This window comes from Actinomadura sp. 21ATH, from assembly GCF_041951345.1.
GTDB lineage: Bacteria > Actinomycetota > Actinomycetes > Streptosporangiales > Streptosporangiaceae > Spirillospora.
In genome coordinates this window covers 23,568-39,654 of record NZ_JBGNUR010000026.1, presented here as the reverse complement: position 1 = coordinate 39,654, position 16,087 = coordinate 23,568, and the positions used below count along the sequence as shown (strand labels likewise).

14 protein-coding genes are annotated in these 16,087 nt (G+C 74.8%); 4 read left to right on the top strand and 10 right to left on the bottom strand.

The genetic code is table 11. The annotated features are described in order from the left end of the window. Positions 1-56: 56 nt before the first annotated feature. The 8 genes from ACA361_RS39555 to ACA361_RS39520 all read right to left on the bottom strand — a co-directional run bounded on the left by ACA361_RS39555 (position 57) and on the right by ACA361_RS39520 (position 10,452). Positions 57-1,283: an erythromycin esterase family protein gene (locus tag ACA361_RS39555; RefSeq protein WP_375020277.1), complete on the bottom strand. Its 1,227-nt coding sequence runs from the start codon at positions 1,281-1,283 to the stop codon at positions 57-59. A gap of 57 nt (positions 1,284-1,340) precedes the next feature. Then, positions 1,341-2,240 carry an alpha/beta fold hydrolase gene (locus ACA361_RS39550; RefSeq protein WP_375020276.1) on the bottom strand — a complete coding sequence of 300 codons (900 nt, stop codon included), beginning with the start codon at positions 2,238-2,240 and terminating at the stop codon, positions 1,341-1,343. A 100-nt stretch (positions 2,241-2,340) separates the two neighbouring features. Beyond that, complete coding sequence (locus tag ACA361_RS39545) at positions 2,341-5,058, bottom strand: LuxR C-terminal-related transcriptional regulator (RefSeq protein WP_375020275.1); 2,718 nt, start codon at positions 5,056-5,058, stop codon at positions 2,341-2,343. A gap of 28 nt (positions 5,059-5,086) precedes the next feature. Continuing rightward, positions 5,087-5,545 (bottom strand): carboxymuconolactone decarboxylase family protein, encoded by a 459-nt coding sequence (locus tag ACA361_RS39540; protein ID WP_375020274.1) that lies wholly within the window; start codon positions 5,543-5,545, stop codon positions 5,087-5,089. An 83-nt stretch (positions 5,546-5,628) separates the two neighbouring features. Beyond that, the gene (locus tag ACA361_RS39535; RefSeq protein WP_375020273.1) at positions 5,629-6,111 is read right to left on the bottom strand and encodes an RrF2 family transcriptional regulator; all 483 of its coding nucleotides are present in this window, start codon (positions 6,109-6,111) and stop codon (positions 5,629-5,631) included. Then, a complete protein-coding gene (locus tag ACA361_RS39530) occupies positions 6,108-6,992 on the bottom strand; it encodes an arylamine N-acetyltransferase (protein WP_375020272.1) in 885 nt (294 codons plus the stop codon). The genes ACA361_RS39535 and ACA361_RS39530 overlap by 4 nt, the downstream gene beginning before the upstream one ends. 58 nt (positions 6,993-7,050) lie before the next feature. Continuing rightward, positions 7,051-10,179 carry a BTAD domain-containing putative transcriptional regulator gene (locus tag ACA361_RS39525; protein WP_375020271.1) on the bottom strand — a complete coding sequence of 1,043 codons (3,129 nt, stop codon included), beginning with the start codon at positions 10,177-10,179 and terminating at the stop codon, positions 7,051-7,053. Between the two features lie 9 nt (positions 10,180-10,188). Then, entirely contained in the window at positions 10,189-10,452 is a 264-nt protein-coding gene (locus tag ACA361_RS39520) for a cell division protein SepF (RefSeq protein WP_375020270.1), read from the bottom strand. A gap of 111 nt (positions 10,453-10,563) precedes the next feature. Here ACA361_RS39520 and ACA361_RS39515 point away from each other — a divergent pair, with 111 nt between their 5' ends. The 3 genes from ACA361_RS39515 (at position 10,564) to ACA361_RS39505 (ending at position 13,546) form a co-directional block, all read left to right on the top strand. Next, positions 10,564-11,460: an NAD(P)-dependent oxidoreductase gene (locus ACA361_RS39515; protein WP_375020269.1), complete on the top strand. Its 897-nt coding sequence runs from the start codon at positions 10,564-10,566 to the stop codon at positions 11,458-11,460. 96 nt (positions 11,461-11,556) lie between these two features. After that, positions 11,557-12,933: an NADP-specific glutamate dehydrogenase gene (gene gdhA, locus ACA361_RS39510; protein ID WP_375020268.1), complete on the top strand. Its 1,377-nt coding sequence runs from the start codon at positions 11,557-11,559 to the stop codon at positions 12,931-12,933. Between the two features lie 112 nt (positions 12,934-13,045). Next, positions 13,046-13,546 carry a MaoC family dehydratase gene (locus tag ACA361_RS39505; RefSeq protein WP_375020267.1) on the top strand — a complete coding sequence of 167 codons (501 nt, stop codon included), beginning with the start codon at positions 13,046-13,048 and terminating at the stop codon, positions 13,544-13,546. 85 nt (positions 13,547-13,631) lie between these two features. Here the strand turns inward: ACA361_RS39505 and ACA361_RS39500 are convergent, their stop codons facing one another. Continuing rightward, the gene (locus ACA361_RS39500; protein ID WP_375020266.1) at positions 13,632-13,778 is read right to left on the bottom strand and encodes a hypothetical protein; all 147 of its coding nucleotides are present in this window, start codon (positions 13,776-13,778) and stop codon (positions 13,632-13,634) included. A gap of 405 nt (positions 13,779-14,183) precedes the next feature. On the opposite strand from ACA361_RS39500, the gene ACA361_RS39495 reads away from it, so the two are divergent. Then, positions 14,184-15,320 (top strand): hypothetical protein, encoded by a 1,137-nt coding sequence (locus tag ACA361_RS39495; RefSeq protein ID WP_375020265.1) that lies wholly within the window; start codon positions 14,184-14,186, stop codon positions 15,318-15,320. Positions 15,321-15,330: 10 nt separating this feature from the next. On the opposite strand, the gene def is transcribed toward ACA361_RS39495, so the two are convergent. Then, the gene (def, locus tag ACA361_RS39490; RefSeq protein WP_375020264.1) at positions 15,331-15,870 is read right to left on the bottom strand and encodes a peptide deformylase; all 540 of its coding nucleotides are present in this window, start codon (positions 15,868-15,870) and stop codon (positions 15,331-15,333) included. Positions 15,871-16,087 lie beyond the last annotated feature (217 nt).

Sequence of the window (16,087 nt, the reverse complement as noted above, 5' to 3'; positions counted from 1 at the left end):
TCCCCCCGCCGGGGTGCCGGGGAAGGGCGGACACGCCACGAGTCGACCCGGGGGCGTCAGGCGCTCGCCGGCGCCGGGCGGGACGGGGTCACCTCGCGGGAGTGGACGGCTACGTCGTAGCGGGTGCCGGGGGAGGCGCCGGAGACGTGGTGGTCGGGGTCGTCCTCGGGGCGGTAGCCGGGGCCGATGACGCGGATCCTGGCGGGGGCGGTCAGCCAGGCGGCGGCCGCCGGGTCCTCGGGGGCGCGCAGGTCGGCCAGGTAGTGGGCGGCGGGGGCGGCCTCGTCCAGGACGGCGTCGGCGAAGTCGGCGGGCGGCGGCGGTACGGGGACGCCGCGGTGGACCGCGCCGCGCCCGAACGTGAAGCCGATCGACAGGTAGCCGCCGCCGAGGGCCCGGCGGAGGTGCCCGCCGGCGTTGGGGCGCCCGCCGCCGGCCGGGGCCGCGTGGGCGGCGCCGCCCCAGTAGGCGATGCGGGAGCCGGTCTCCTCGTGCCACTGGAGGAGGTTCTCGGCGAACCGGCGTTCCACGTACGGGAGCGCCTCCATGACCGGGCGGGAGTGGAACAGGTGGAAGTCCACGATCGCCTGCGCGTGCTTCCGGGCCGCGGCCCGGCCGGGGGCCGGCGGCAGCGCCGCGACCAGGTCGTACGCGCGGCGGGCGTGCTCGATGTACGGGTCCTTGTCGGCGAGGGCGCGGTAGCGGCCGACATGGTCGTCGATCGCGCCGGCCGGGCGGAGCGGGGCGTAGTGGGCGTCCAGCTCGGGCAGCCGCTCCGGGGCGGTGTCGCGCACGTGGTCGGTGACGGCGTCGTACGCGATCGGGCCCGTGGCGGTGAGGTCCAGGCCGAGGAAGCGGACGGGGTCCACCGGATGCCGCTCGTTGAACGCGCGCATCCAGAGCAGGACGTCGAGCATCTCCTGCGTCCGCCAGGGGAGCCACATCCGGGTCAGCAGGTCGTGCGGGTCGCCCTCGCCGGTGCGCGCGTAGGCGTCCAGGGCGAGGCCCGTCGTCCAGTCCTCCTCAAGGGCGAGGGTGCGGAAGCCCAGCTCCTCCACCAGGAAGCGCGCCGTCCGGTGCTGCAGGACGGACACCTCGTGCGCGCCGCGCGTCACCGCTCCCATCCCCACGACCGCGGCCCCGCCCGCGAGCCCGCGCAGCGGTTCGAGGTCGGTGAGCGGCGCGGCGGCGGTGGGCGCGTCCAGCGGGCGGGCGCGGGCGGCGATCCAGCGGGCCGCCGCCCGTCCCCCGCCGGTCCCGGCGTTCTCGTCGTTCCCGGTCATCGGGGTCTCCTCTCGTCGGTTCCGACGCTAGGAGCGGGCGGCCCGGCCGGGCATCCGTCACGTGACCGGGCGGGCACCGGTGTGGGCGAGCAGGGCGTCCGCGACCTCGCCGAGGACCTGGGGCGCGAGGAGGTGGCCCATCCCCTCGATCATGAGCAGCCCGGCGCCGGGGATCTCGGCGGCGATGAGCGCGCCGTGGCCGGGCTTGACGGGCTCCCGGGTGCCCTCGATCACCAGGGTGGGCGCGGTGACGCCGCCGAGCAGGCCGGCCGGCTCGGCGTCCGGGTACGCGACGCCCGCCCGCTGATGCCCGGTCTCGGAGCCGGGCCGCCGGGCGCGGTCGTGGATCCGCTCCTCCTGGCGGCGTTGCTCGTCCTCGTCGAACGGCAGGTCCGGGCCGTTCAGCAGCCGGGCGGTCGCGATGGCGAAGTCGATCGCGGCCGCGCGGTCCGCGGGCGGCGGGGACGCCATGGCCTTCGTGTAGAACTCGACGAAGGCCGGGGTGGGCGGCGGCAGGTCGTCCGGCCGGGACGGCTGCCCGGTCAGCGCCCGCATCAGCACCTCGCCCTCGCGGCGGCCGAGCGGCGAGGAGCCGATCACCGCGAGGCTCAGCACGCGGTCCGGGTGCTCGGCGGCGATCCACTGCGCGACGAGGCCGCCGGCGGAGTGGCCCGCGATGTGCGCGGCCGGGATCCCGTACGCGTCCAGGACGCCGAGCGCGTCGTCCTTCACGGCCGCCCAGCTGTACGGGTCCCGCTCGAAGTCGATCACGCTGGACCGGCCGGTGTCCCGGTGGTCGTACCTGATCACCCGGCGGCCCGCGGCGGCGAGCCGGCCGACGAGCGCGTCGGGCCAGGTCACGCCCTGCGACATCGAGCCCGCGATGAGCAGTACAGGCGGGTGCGCCGGGTCGCCGAACTCCTCCGTCCACAGCTCCACGCCATTGGTCTCGATCATGCGTCCGGTCGTCAAAACGTCTCCTCGGGGTCGTGCTCTCCAGGCAGGTACGAGCTTGCCGCCCGTCGCGGGCACGTGGCTTCAGTAGGACCACTGGGCCTCAGTCCACTGGCCCTACCAGCCGGGCGAGTTCGGTACGGGAGGAGACGCCGAGCTTCGGATAGATCTTGTACAGGTGGTACTCGACCGTCCGCGGGCTGAGGAACAGCCGGGCGGCCACGTCGCGGTTGGACGCGCCGTCCGCGACCAGGCGCGCGATGCGCAGCTCCTGCGGCGTCAGGGCGGCGAGCGCGCCGGGCACCGGGGTCGCGGCGGCCCGCTCGCCGGTGGCGCGCAGCTCGTTCAGGGCGCGGCGGGCCCACGGGTCGGCGCCGAGCCGCTGGAACGCGTCGGCGGCCGCGCGGAGCGGCCCCCTGGCCTCGCTGGTGCGGTGCGCGCGGCGGAGCCGTTCACCGTAGAGCAGCTCGGTGCGCGCCGTCTCGAACGGCGAGCCGCTCCCGTCCGAGGCGTGCAGGCGCAGGGCCTCCTCGTAGAGCGGGAGCGCCTCCTCGCCGTCCTCCAGGAGCGCGCGGCAGCGGGCGAGGAGGGCCAGCGACTCCGGCGTGCGGGCGGCGGCCGACCAGCGCTCGTACGCGGCCACGGCGTCCCGCGCGGCGCCCGTCTCGCCGCATCCGGTGGCGGCCTCGACCCGGTCGGGCGTGGAGCGCCAGACGGAGGTGGGGTGGCCCGCGCCGGGACCGGCCGTGACCATGCCCTGGAAGCGGGCGTGGGCGGCGGCGAACCGGCCGAGGCCCAGGTCCAGCAGGCCCAGGGCGTACGTGGCGACGCCCGCCCGCAGCCCGATCCGGTGCGGGATCGCGATGGCGAGGGCCTCCCGCGCGTACCGATCGCAGTCCTCCTCGCGGCCCTGGACGGCCGCGACCGCCGCGAGGTTGGCCAGGTGCCCGGCGGGCGAGTTGGCGTAGCCGGTCTCCCGGGCGAGCGCGAGCCCCTCCTCGGCGATGGCGGCGCTGAGCGCAAAGCGGCCGCTGACCCGTTCCGCCGTCGCGACGTACTCCAGTACGACCGGCAGCTGCCCGGTCATGCCGGACTCGCGGGCGGCCCGCCCGGCCCGGACGATCAGCGCCGCCGCCGCGTCCGCCTCGCCGAGGTAGCTGGCGGCGGCCGACGCCCACAGCAGCTCGGCCGCCTGCGTGAGGCCGTCGGCGGTCTCCAGGGCCGCGCGCAGGAGCGGCGCGCCGCGGCCGCGGTCGCCGGCGAGCACCGCGCCGGTCCCGGCCACGACGCGGCGCAGGAAGCCGCCGGGCAGCGCCTCGGCGCGCCGCCCGATCTCGATGATCGCCGCGTCGTCGCCGACCTGGGCCGCCGCCTCGGAGGCGTCCGCCAGCAGGCGCAGGGACCGTTCGGGGTCGCTGTCGCGGACGAGCTCGGCGGCGTCCTGGAGGATCCGGCGGGCCTCGTCGGCGTCCCCGGAGTTCAGCTCGAACCGGCCGCGCAGCCCGAGCAGGTCGGCGCGCAGCGCGGGGTCCTCGGCCAGCTCGCGGGCGGCGGCGAGGCAGGTCTCGGCCTGGCCGGGGCGGCCGCCGAGCCAGGCGGCGGTGGCGGCGTCGGCCAGCCGCCTGGCGCGGACGGCGCGGTCGGGCGTGAGGTCGGCGGACCGGGCGAGCGCGGCGGCCGCGTCCGCGTACCCGCCGCGGGACCGGGCCCGTTCGGCGGCGGCGGCGAGGCCGGCGGCGGCGTCCTCGTCCCGGCCGGTGGTCGCGGCGGCCCGGTGCCAGGCGGCGCGGTCCCGGTCACCGGCCTCGGCGAGGACGCCCGCGAGGGCGGCGTGGGCGTCGCGGCGCTCGGCCGGCCCGGCGGACGCGTACACGGCGGAACGGACGAGCGGGTGCCGCAGCCGGAGCCGGGCGCCGTCCGCCTCGGCGAGCCCGGCGGCCTCCAGCGCGTCCGAGGCGTCCGGGGAGCCGCCGAGGCGGACGGCGGCGCGCAGCACCAGGTCGAGATCGCCGCGGCCCTCGACGGCGGCGGCGAGCAGCAGCGGGCGGGCAGTCGCGGGCAGCCGCTCCACCTGGTCGCCGAAGAGGGCGGGCCCGACCGGGAGCGGGTCGGGGAGCGGGGCACGGCCGGCCAGCTGGCCGGCCGTGAGCAGGTCGGCGGCCTCCCGCAGCGCGAGCGGATTGCCGCCGGTCAGGGCGACGATCCGGTCCCGTACGGCAGCCGCCATGGGGGCGCGCTCGTCGAGCAGCTCGGCGGCGCTGCCGGGGTCGAGGTCGCCGACGCGCAGTTCCGGGACGTCCCGGACGAGCGGCCCGCTCTCCTCCCGCATGGCGAACAGCATCGCCACGCCCGTTCCGGTGAGGCGGCGGGCGGCGAACAGCAGCGCGTCCAGGGACGCCTGGTCGGACCACTGGAGGTCGTCGATCAGGCAGAGCAGCCCGCCGCCGGCGTCCGCGGCCGCCTCCGTCAGCAGCGACAGGGCGCCGGCCGCGACGAGGAAGCGGGCGCCGGACGGCGGCGGCGCGAGCCCCAGCGCGCCGCGTACGGCATCGCGCTGGGGCTCGGGCAGCGCGTCCAGCCGCCCGGTCACGGGCAGGAGGAGCTGGTGGAGGGCCGCGAACGCCATGCCCTGCTCCGGCTCGGACCCGGTCGCCCGCAGGATCCGCGTGCCGGGGCCGGCGGCGCCCGCCGCGTACTCCAGCAGTGCCGACTTGCCGACGCCCGGCCGCCCGCGCAGGACGAGCGCGCCGCCGGTCCCGTCCGCGGCGGCGGCCACCAGCCCGGTGACCGCCGCCCGCTCCGTATCCCGCCCCCGCAACATGCGGGAATCATCCCGCAGCCGGCTGCGGTCAGCTCAGCCGGTACTGCCCGGCGTGGCTGCGGATGGTCACGTTGATCCGGTTCCAGGCGTTGATCTGGGCGATCGCCATGATCAGCGTGGCCAGCGTCTTCTCGTCGTAGTGGTCGGCGGCCTCGTCCCAGACGTCGTCCGGCACCCCGGCGGGGTCGTCGGCGATCCGGGTGGCGGCCTCGGCCAGCGCGAGGGCGGCGCGCTCCTCGGCGGTGTAGTACGGGGCCTCCCGCCAGGCGGCCACCGACCACATGCGCTCGTCGCTCTCGCCGGCCTGCCGCATCTCGTGGGCGTGCATGTCCACGCACAGGCCGCACCCGTTGATCTGGCTCGCGCGCAGCTTGATCAGGTTGAAGGTGCTCTTCGGCAGGCCGCTGTCCTGCAGGGCCTTCTCCACGCCCAGCATCGCCTTGTAGAGGTCCGGCACGACACTGGTGATCTTCATCCGGGGTTCCATGCCCGCTCCTTCTCGTGAATTGGATATTCGGTATCCAGTTTTTGGACCTGAACGGGCCCTCCCCGTCCAGGGGATCGAAAAGATCAGTTGCGGGCGTACCAGGCGCGGACGCGGTCGCCCAGGCGCGGCACGCTCCGTTCGGCGTCGGCCTGCACGTCGGCCAGCGTCTGCCCGGCCAGCTCCCGGCGCCAGGCCAGCTCGGCGCGGCGCATCGCGGTGCTCACCGAGCACGGGACGCGGGACACGCGCTCCGCCACGTCGGCGTTCATGCCGCGCCGCCGGATCTCGGTGCACTGGAACGCGTCCTCAGGCCCCTCGATCGCGGCGACCACGTCCATCATCGTGATCTCGGTCAGCGGCCGGGCCAGCCGGAAGCCGCCGTTGCGGCCCGCGGTCGAGCTGGCGATCCCCGCCCTGACCAGCGCCTGGAGCTGCTTGTTCAGGTACGCGGGCGGCAGCTCGTAGCTCTTGGCGAGCGTGCCCGTGGGCACGGGCTCGTCGGTCTCCAGCCAGTCGAGCAGCAGGCAGATGTGCGCCGCCCACTCGACCCCCTCGCTCATCCTCATGAGGAGCCCTCCAGCCGGTCCTCCAGGTGGGAGACGAGGGCGGCGGCGTCGGCGGCGTCGAGCTCGATGCCGAAGAGGGTCGCCAGGATCTTGGGGACCTCGCCCGGCTCCAGGACGCGCTCCTCGACCGAGCCGGCGCCGCCGTCCGCGAGGGTGCTGATCAGGCGGGCGCCGTCCAGCTCGTGGTGGAAGTCCGGGCCGTACCTCTGGCAGAAGATCCGCCGGGTGAACGGCGACCGCAGGCTGGTCGAGATGTAGTAGTTGCCCAGGTCGTAGTCGATCCGGTAGGCGGGGGCGATCGGGAACGTGTGCCGCCGCACCCGCCCCCGCGGCCCCTCCTGGACCAGTTCCCAGTGCTCGACGCCGGTCAGCCCGCCGAGCTCGGGGCCCAGCCGGTGCAGCTCGTACGCCCAGCCGCCCTGCCGGGACCGGACGCCGTCGGTGAGCGGGAGCGGCTCCAGCGGGCCGGCGCCGAAGCCGACGTCGCAGATCCACCGCTCGCCGCCGGCCTCCACGAGCGCGACGGCGTGGGTGGCGGGCAGCAGCTTCTCGGCGCCCATCGAGACGCGGGCGGCCAGCGGCGCGAACGTGAACCCGAAGCGCTCCAGCGCCGCCGCGAACAGCTCGGTGTGCTCGAAGCAGTAGCCGCCGCGCCGGTGCCGGACCATCTTCTCCTGGACGGCCTCGACGCCGAGGAGCACCGGGCGGCCGAGGACGATCTCCAGGTTCTCGAACGGCATCGCGGTCACGTGCGCGAGCTGCAGCGCGCGGAGCGCCTCCAGGGTCGGGGCGCGGTCGCCCTCGTAGCCGATGCGCTCCAGGTAGGCGTCCAGGTCGAGGAGGTCGCCCTGCCAGCCGAGATCTTCGGATGGATACGCCATGGTCCGCCTCCCGGCCGCCGTTCGGAGCTTAATCCGGATGCCTGTTGTCTAGATTAAATCATGGACGCAGCCCGCGCGCGAGCGCCGCCTCGAAATCCGCGTCCCCGAGCGCGGCCCGCGCCGCGGCGGCGATCCGGTCGACGTCGCCGCGCTCGCCCGGCGGCAGCGGAGCCCCGATCGACGCGCGCATCCGGGCCGCCGTGCCGAGCAGCCGCGCGGCGTGCGCGTACCGGCCGGTCAGCGCCCGCGCCCCCGCGATCCCCTCCACGCACAGCGCGATCGCCCGCGGATCGCCGGTCGAGCGCGCGTCGTCCAGCGCCTCCCGGTGCAGCGCGAGAGCGCCCGCCGCGTCGCCGCGCTCCTCCGCCACGAAACCCAGCTGCGCCAGCACGAACGCGACGCCCGTCCGCCCGCCGATCCGGCGCAGCAGCCCCAGGCAGGCGCGCAGCTGCGCCTCCGCCGTACCGTGGTCGCCCTCCCGCCGGGCGACCAGCGCCAGCCCGATCCGCGCGAACTCCTCCGCGTACGAGCTCGGCAGTTCCTCCGCCAGCCGCAGCGCCCGCTCGTGCAGCTCCCGCGCCCGGGCCAGATCGCCCGTCAGCAGCGCGATCCGGCCCAGCTCCGCCGTCCGGAACGCGGCCTCCGGCCACATCCCCAGCTCCTCGGCCAGCCGCAGGCCCGCCCGGCGGAGCGCCGCCGACCGCTCGTAGTCCGCGACGATCTCGGCGTGCCGGCCGAGCGCGTCGGTGGCCTCCAGCCGCCCCCACGCGTCGCCCAGCCCGTCGAACAGCGCCAGGCTCCGCTCGGCGTCCGCGAGCATGCCGGGCAGGTCGCCGCGGACCATCGCCTGCTTCGCGCGGGTGCTGAGCGCGGCGGCCGTCCCCCACCGGTCGCCGTGCGCCTCGAACGCCGCCAGCACCCGGCCGATCCGCGCCTCGTTCGCGGCCAGATCGCCGTACGGCCAGTGGACGTACACCAGGAACCACTCCGCATGGGCGCGTGCGAGAGGGTCCTGGCCGCCGCCCAGGGCGTCGTACGCGGCCAGCGCCTCCAGCCGGAGCCGCTCGGTCTCCTCGCCCGTTCCGGCGGCCATGAGCATGCCGTTCCGCCAGGCCGTCGCCTCGGCGCGCCGGGCCGCGTCCCCGCCCGGGGCGGCCAGCGCCATGCGCAGCGAGCGCTCCGCCTCGCTGTAGCGGCCGCGCAGGTACCAGTACCAGGACTGCGCGTTCACCTGGCGCAGCGCCAGCTCGCCGAACCCGTTCGACGTCGTCCACTCCAGCGCCGCGCAGAGGTTGGGGCCCTCGCGGTCGAGCCGTTCCAGGGCCGGGCCCTGGTCGCGGCCGCGCAGCAGGCCCGCCGCCCGCTCGGCGAGCGCGGTGTAGTGGCGCGCGTGGCGCTCCCGGATCGCGCCCTCCTCGCCCGCCTCGCGGAGCCGTTCCAGGCAGTACGCGGCGACCGACTCCAGCAGCCGGTAGCGCGGCTCGCCGTCGTGCGCCACCGTGACCAGCGAGCGGTCCACCAGGTCCGCCAGCAGCGCGACGACGTCGAGGCCGGGATCGCCGCAGACCCGTTCGGCGGCCTCCAGCGTGCAGCCGTCGGCGTGCACGGCCAGCCGGCGCAGCACGGTCCGTTCCGGCTCGGCCAGCGGCTCCCAGCTCCAGTCGATCACCGCCCGGAGGGTGCGCTGCCGGGCCGGGGCGTCGCGCCGCCCCGCGGCCAGCAGCCGGAACCGGTCGTCGAGCCGCGCGGCCAGCTCCGCCGCCCCCAGCGCCCGGATCCGGGTCGCCGCCAGCTCCAGCGCCAGCGGGATCCCGTCCAGCCGGCGGCAGATCGTCGCCACCGGCCCGGCGGTGTCGCCGTCCAGCGCGAAGCCGGGCGCCGCCGCGGCCGCCCGCGCCACGAACAGCCGGACGGCGCTGGACTGCGCAAGATCCTCGGGCGCGGCGCCGCTGGGGGGCAGGTCCAGCGGCGGCACGACCTGGAGCCGCTCGCCCTCGATGCCCAGCGGCTCCCGGCTGGTCGCCAGGATCCGCAGCCCCGGCGCCACCGCCAGCAGCCGCGCCGCCAGCTCGGCGGCCGTCCCGACCACGTGCTCGCAGTTGTCGAGGACGAGCAGCATGCGGCGGGGCCGCAGCACCGCCGCGAGCCGGTCGAGCGGCGCGGCCACGCCCGGCTCGTCCCGTACCCCCAGCTCGCCCAGCACGTTGTCGGCCAGCGTGGCGATCCCGGTGGCCGTCCCGGGCGCCAGCTCGACCAGCCACACGCCGTCCGGGTACGCGCCGTCGTGCCGGGCCGCCACCTCCAGCGCCAACCTCGTCTTGCCGACCCCGCCCGGCCCGGTCAGCGTCACGAGCCGGTGCGAGCCGAGCAGCGCCCGCGCCGCGGCGGCGGCCTTCTCCCGCCCGACGAGTTCGCTGACCGGCTCCGGGAGGTTGCTCCGGGCAGGCCCGGCGGCCACCGCCAGCGCCGGGTCCTGCGTGAGGATCGCCTGGTGGAGGGCCTTGATCTCGGGACCGGGATCGACCCCGAGCTCCTCCGCCAGCGTCGCGCGCAGATCCTCGTACGCCGCGAGCGCCTCGCCCTGCCGCCCGGCCAGGTAGAGGGCGTGCATGTACGCGCCGCGCAGCCGCTCCCGCACGGGATGCCGTTCCACCAGCTCGGCCAGCTCGCCGGCGACCCGCGCGTGCTCGCCCAGCCGCAGCCGCGCCCCGGCCAGCTCCTCCACCGCCGCCAGCCGGCGCTCCTCCAGCCCCGCGATCGCCGCCCGCGCGAACTCCGCGTCCTGGAAATCGGCGAACGCCGGCCCCCGCCAGAGGGCCAGCGCCTCCTGGAGCAGGTCCGCCCTGGCACGCGGATCCTCCGTCTCCCCCGCCCGGACGACCAGCGCCTCGAAGCGCTCGGCGTCCACCTCATCGGCGCGCAGCGCGTACCCGGGCGGCCGGTGCACCACGGCGTCCCGCCCGCCGAGGATGCCGCGCAGCTGCGACACCCGGGCCTGCAAGGTCCCCATGGGATTCCGCGGCGGCCGGTCCCCCCACAGATCGTCGATCAGCCGGTCCACCGCCACTACCCGCCCCGGCGCGACCAGCAGGTCCGCCAGCAGCGCCCGGACCTTGGGCTCCGGCACGTCCACGGGCCGCCCGTCGTCCCCCCAGACCACAACCGGACCGAGCACCCCGAAACGCACGAGACCAGGTTATTCGGCGACGTGCGCCAGATCGGGGACGTGAGCGGGGGAGATGCGGGGGCGGGCGGCGGGCTGGAGCAGGAACACCTTCGGGCCCAGGCGCTCCATGTCGCCGCCGCGGCCGCAGATCAGGCCGGCGGAGAAGTCCACCAGCTGCCGCGCCACGTCGTCGGGCAGGCCGGTGAGGTCCATGACGACCGGGACGCCCTTGCGGAAGTAGTGCCCGACATGGAGGACCTCGCCGTAGTCCTTCGGGCGCAGCTTTTTGATCACCGCTCCAGTCTCCCCGTGCTTCCGGGCACGTCAAGGGCCGTTCCGTAGCGGATCCGAAGCGGTTCCGTGGCGGCGCCTCCCATCGTGGATCCCGAACGAGAGGAGAACGACATGTCGAACGGCACTCCCACGCCGGTCACCGTCATCGGACTGGGGCCGATGGGCGCCAAGATGGCCGAGGTCTTCCTGGAGAAGGGCCACCCCACGACCGTCTGGAACCGTACGGCGAGCAAGGCCGAGCCGCTGGTGGCCAAGGGCGCGAAGCTCGCCGCCACGCCGGCGGAGGCGCTCGCCGCGAACGAGCTGGTGGTGATCAGCCAGACGGACTACCCGGCCATGTACGACTCGATCGGCGCGGCGACCGGCGCCCTCAAGGGCCGGGTGCTGGTCAACCTCAGCTCCGGGTCCCCGGACGAGCTGCGCGAGGCGAGCGTCTGGGCGGTGAAGCACGGCGCCGAGCTGATCACCGGCGGTGTCATGACGCCGCCGCCCGGGATCGGGCAGCCCGGCGCGTACGTGTTCTACAGCGGCCCTGAGGCCGTCCTCGACCGGCACGGCGAAACGCTGAAGGCGATCGGCGACATCAGCTACGTCGGGGCCGACACGGGCCTGTCGGGGCTGTACTACCAGGCGCAGCTCTACCTGTTCTGGTCGACGCTGGCCGCGTACATGCACGCCACCGCGATGCTGGGGAGCGCGGGGGTGAGCCCGGAGGAGTTCCGCCCGTTCGCCGCGCAGACACTCGCCGACATGGTCGATGACGGTCCGATGGGCTACCTGAAGATCCTCTGCGAGGAGATGACCGCGCGGTCGTACCCGGGCGGGGAGAACACGCTGCTCATGCAGGCCGTCGGGTCGGCCCACGTGGTCGAGGCGACGCGGGCGGCGGGGCTGGACACCGCGATGCCGGAGGCGCTCAAGGACCTCTTCGAGCGCGCGGTCGCGGCCGGGCACGGCGCCGACGGGCTCGGCAGCCTCTACGAGGTCATCCTGAACCGCACCGGGTGAGGCGCGGCGGGCGGGGGCAGGGGCCGGGCGTACATATCCTCCTCACAGTACATAGACGCCTATGTGAGAACCGGCAGAACGCCCGAAGGAGTATGCATGCCCCTGTCCCCGGGGACCCCCGCCTCGCCCGCCACCGAAGCCGTCCTGAAGGAGTCCTACGAACGGATCCTGCGCCGCAACCCCGGCGAGCCCGAGTTCCACCAGGCCGTCCGCGAGGTCCTGGAGGCCCTCGCCCCGGTGCTCGACCGGCGCCCCGAACTGCTCGACGCCAAGATCGTCGACCGGATCACCGAGCCCGAGCGGCAGATCATCTTCCGGGTGCCGTGGCAGGACGACAAGGGCGAGATCCACGTGAACCGCGGGTTCCGGGTGGAGTTCAACGGCGTGCTCGGCCCGTACAAGGGCGGGCTGCGGTTCCACCCCACGGTCAACCTCGGCATCGTCAAGTTCCTCGGCTTCGAGCAGATCTTCAAGAACGCGCTCACCGGCCTGAACATCGGCGGCGGCAAGGGCGGCAGCGACTTCGACCCGCACGGCCGCTCGGACGCCGAGGTGATGCGGTTCTGCCAGTCGTTCATGACCGAGCTGCACCGCCACCTCGGCGAGCACACCGACGTGCCGGCGGGCGACATCGGCGTCGGCGGGCGCGAGATCGGCTACCTGTTCGGGCAGTACCGGCGGCTCGCCAACCGCTGGGAGGCCGGCGTCCTCACCGGCAAGGGGCTGGCGTGGGGCGGGTCGGCGGGCCGTACCGAGGCCACCGGGTACGGCAGCGTCCTGTTCACCGCCGAGATGCTCAAGCTGCGCGGCGAGGACCTGGAGGGCCAGCAGGCCGTCGTCTCCGGCTCCGGCAACGTCGCGATCTACACGGTCGAGAAGGCGCAGGCGCTCGGCGCCAACGTGGTGACGGTGTCCGACTCCGGCGGCTACGTCGTCGACGAGAAGGGCATCGACCTCGACCTCCTCAAGGAGGTCAAGGAGGTCCGGCGGCTCCGGGTGAGCGACTACGCCGAGCGGCGCGGGCCGTCCGCGCGGTACGTACCGGGCGGCAGCGTCTGGGACGTCCCGGCCGACATCGCGTTCCCGTCCGCGACCGAGAACGAGCTGGACGCCGCCGCCGCGGCCACCCTGATCCGCAACGGCGTCAAGGCCGTCTCCGAGGGCGCGAACATGCCGACCACCCCGGACGCCGTCCACCTCTTCCAGGAGGCGGGCGTCTCGTTCGGTCCCGGCAAGGCCGCCAACGCGGGCGGCGTCGCCACCAGCGGCCTGGAGATGGCGCAGAACGCCGGCCGCGCGATCTGGTCGTTCGAGCAGGTCGAGGCCGAGCTGACCCGGATCATGAAGGCCGTCCACGACGAGTGCTACGAGACGGCCGAGCGGTACGGCGCCCCCGGCGACTACGTCAAGGGCGCCAACATCGCGGGCTTCGAGCGCGTCTCGGACGCCATCCTCGCCCAGGGCCTCATCTGACCGGCGCCCTCATCTGACCGGTCCCCGCACGCGACGGCAGGTTTCTCCTCAAAGGCGCGGAAAGCCTGCCCAGGCGGGGCCCACCGGAAGCGGATGAGCGATGCTGTCGTCCATGACGAACGGCACCAGGACGCTCAGCGACACCGACTTCCCCACCCCCATCGGCGAGCGGTATTTCGAGGACTACCGGGCCGGGGCCGTCTACGAGTACGGCCACATCACCGTGACCGAGGCGGAGATCCTCGAGTTCGCGGAGCGCTTCGACCCGCAGCCGATCCACATCGACCGCGCGTACGCCGAGTCCGGCCCGTTCGGCGGGATCATCGCCAGCGGCTGGCACACCTCGGCCGTCTGCATGCGGCTGTTCGCCGACCACTACCTGTCCCGCGTCGCGAGCCTGGCGTCGCCCGGCATCGACGAGCTGCGCTGGCCGTCGCCGCTGCGCCCGGGCGACTCCGTCCGGCTGCGCACGACGATCGTCGAGGCGCGCCCGTCCCGCTCCAAGCCCGACCGCGGCATCGTCACCACCGACGGCGTTCTGATCACCAAGGACGACGACCGCACGGTCCTGACGCTGCGCGCGATGAACCTCGTCCGCCGCCGCCCGTCCTGACCGCCCCGCCCGCGGACGCGGGAAACGGTGCGGGTGCGCCCCGGAGACCCGGCCCGTCGCGGTGGACGGGCCGGGCCAGGCGGCGTCAGCGGCCGCGCTGGAGCTGGCGGGCCGGCATCCGCCGGGCGTTCCGGCGGACGCCGTTGCGGGCGAAGTTCGCCGACTTCGGGTCGGCGTTCCGCCCCTTCGCCTTCTTGTCGATGGCCTTCTGGAAGGGGTTCTCGTTGTTCATGTTCTGATTCTTGGCACGCAAGAGCCGACACCTCCGGGCATGGTCGAATTCGGCCGCGAATAGGCCGATGAAATGGCTTGGAAAAGGAACGCCGGGACGGGTGCGCGAAGGCGTCGCACCAGGTCGCGAGCCTGCCGTACCCATGCGGAGACGGGTGCCGTCAGGTAAGGACCGAGCGTGGAAAGCGATGCCAATGCGCCCGTGGCGCCGAGATGCGGGAGCGGGCCGCGACCATCACGCCGATGCTGTCATCGGGCGGTTTCGCGGCGGCTCGACCAGAAGGGGTATCAGAACTCCATGGCCATGAATATATCTCCATGATCGGGCCGGGTGTCAACCCCCTTTTTCGCGGTGCCCCCCTCCGGACTCTGGTGGCCGGGGGTGAACGGCGGAATAATCGTCAGGATGGCGATGCCACTTCCGTTGCGCTTCCGCTGCGAGACCGGCCGCGTGCTGGTCGACGGCGACCCCGGGTACGAGCCGCTGCGGGACTTCCTCGTCCGGGACCTCGGCGGCGAACCCGCCGCGATCGCGCGGGCGCGGGTCACGGCGGCCGGGGACGATCCGTTCACGCCCTGGCAGGGCCTCTACCGGCACCACCGGCTCGACTGCGACGGGACGGTGGTGCGCGTCCGGGCGCGGGCGCGCGGCATCGAGTGCGAGGTGCCGGCGGCGGTGTTCGGCGCCTGCCTCAAGGAGTACTCCGACCAGGTCGGCCTGGCCCTGCACCGGCGCGCGATGGAACGTGGCAGGCACGCCGATCCGGCCCCCGGCAAGGGCGCGGAGCCGCAGGCCAAGCCGGGCGCGGCGGTGACGATGCTGGGGCTGGGCGCGGCCACCGCGCCGGTGTGGGGCTGGGGCCTGCTCCAGACGTCCGGCGCGACGCTCGCGGAGGCCGCCGGCCTCGCCCCGCACGCCGGCGCGTGCGCGCCCCCGGAGGCCGCGGGCGGCGCCTACTGGGCGGACATCGAGCTGCGCGACCATCCGACCGGGCGGGTGTGGACGGGGACCAAGACGTTCCTGCCGGGGCGGGTCGACGGCGTCCGGGTGATGACGGACGTGACCACGCTCCTGATGTCGGACGCGGAGTTCGTCCCGGGCATCCCCGGCGCCTGGTCGGGCTCGATCGCCGGCGTCCCCGGCCACGGCTACCTCGACCCGAACGGCGTCGGCCGGCTGCCCGTCGACCCGCCGCAGATCGCGGACGCCCACCAGCATTTCCGGACGTTCTTCCCCGTCCTGACCGACGCGGGGGCCGCCGCCGGCCCGGCGGAGGTGTGCGCGCTCGCCGCCGGGTTCCTGGAGTACCGGCCGTACGTGCTGGCCGCGTTCCTCCTGCACGACGTGCAGTGCCACCGGCACCACCTGGACGTCGTGCGGGGCGTGGCGCCCGGCTGGGAGCACACCGGGAACGCGTGCCATCTCGTCCGCGGCGTCGAGACCGTGCGGCTGGAGCACCTCTGGCTCGACGGCCGTTCCTGCGAGCTGCCGCTGGAGGACTTCCACCGGGCCCTGGACGCGTACGAGCGCCTGCTCGGGTAGGCGTTCCCGGCTAGGCGTTCTCGGCTTCGCGTTCCGCGCGCAGCTGCTCGTACTCCTTGAGGACCTTCTTGCGCGCGCGCCCCGACAGCCGGTCGATGTAGACGCGGCCTTCGAGGTGGTCGCTCTCGTGCTGGAGGCAGCGGGCGAGCAGCCCGGTCCCCTCCACGGTGATCTCGTTGCCGTCGATGTCGTAGCCGTGGCAGGTCGCCCGGTCGGGACGGGCCAGCTTCGCGTACGGGCCGGGCACCGACAGGCAGCCCTCGTCGCCGTCGTCCAGGCGCCGGTCGCCGCCCTCGGGCAGCACGAGGGTCGGGTTGACGAGGACGCCCTTGTGCGCCCGGTCGTCGGCGTCCTGGCAGTCGTACACGAAGACGCGCAGGCCCACGCCGATCTGGTTGGCGGCCAGGCCGACGCCCTCGGCCGCGTACATGCTCGCGAACATGTCGTCCACCAGCGCCGCCAGCTCGCCGTCGAAGCTCTCCACCGGACGACACGGCGAATGCAGCACCGGCTCCCCCACCAGCGTGATCGGTCGTACCTGTCCCGTCATCCCGGAGTCCTCTCTCGTCGCGCCCACTGAATGTTACTGACAGTGCGTGCGCGTACTCCGCGGGCACGTCTCATGGGAACGCTTCGCGCCTGGAACGGAACGTACCGTGGCCGGTCACAGAGGGGCTTGCCGACCGGTGAGGCTTATGTGCAGATTGATAACCGCGCCGCCCAAGAACGTGACGCCGTTGACTAGTTCTGTGGAGGGTTCCGGAGTG

Bases quoted from the DNA above. Each gene is read 5' to 3' on its own strand.
- ACA361_RS39515 (WP_375020269.1), top strand. From the start codon at position 10,564: ATGTCGAACGGCACTCCCACGCCGGTCACCGTCATCGGACTGGGGCCG.
- gdhA (WP_375020268.1), top strand. From the start codon at position 11,557: ATGCCCCTGTCCCCGGGGACCCCCGCCTCGCCCGCCACCGAAGCCGTC.
- ACA361_RS39495 (WP_375020265.1), top strand. From the start codon at position 14,184: ATGGCGATGCCACTTCCGTTGCGCTTCCGCTGCGAGACCGGCCGCGTG.
- ACA361_RS39530 (WP_375020272.1), bottom strand. From the start codon at position 6,992: ATGGCGTATCCATCCGAAGATCTCGGCTGGCAGGGCGACCTCCTCGAC.
- ACA361_RS39550 (WP_375020276.1), bottom strand. From the start codon at position 2,240: ATGATCGAGACCAATGGCGTGGAGCTGTGGACGGAGGAGTTCGGCGAC.
- def (WP_375020264.1), bottom strand. From the start codon at position 15,870: ATGACGGGACAGGTACGACCGATCACGCTGGTGGGGGAGCCGGTGCTG.
- ACA361_RS39505 (WP_375020267.1), top strand. From the start codon at position 13,046: ATGACGAACGGCACCAGGACGCTCAGCGACACCGACTTCCCCACCCCC.
- ACA361_RS39555 (WP_375020277.1), bottom strand. From the start codon at position 1,283: ATGACCGGGAACGACGAGAACGCCGGGACCGGCGGGGGACGGGCGGCG.
- ACA361_RS39535 (WP_375020273.1), bottom strand. From the start codon at position 6,111: ATGAGGATGAGCGAGGGGGTCGAGTGGGCGGCGCACATCTGCCTGCTG.
- ACA361_RS39500 (WP_375020266.1), bottom strand. From the start codon at position 13,778: ATGAACAACGAGAACCCCTTCCAGAAGGCCATCGACAAGAAGGCGAAG.
- ACA361_RS39540 (WP_375020274.1), bottom strand. From the start codon at position 5,545: ATGGAACCCCGGATGAAGATCACCAGTGTCGTGCCGGACCTCTACAAG.
- ACA361_RS39545 (WP_375020275.1), bottom strand. From the start codon at position 5,058: ATGTTGCGGGGGCGGGATACGGAGCGGGCGGCGGTCACCGGGCTGGTG.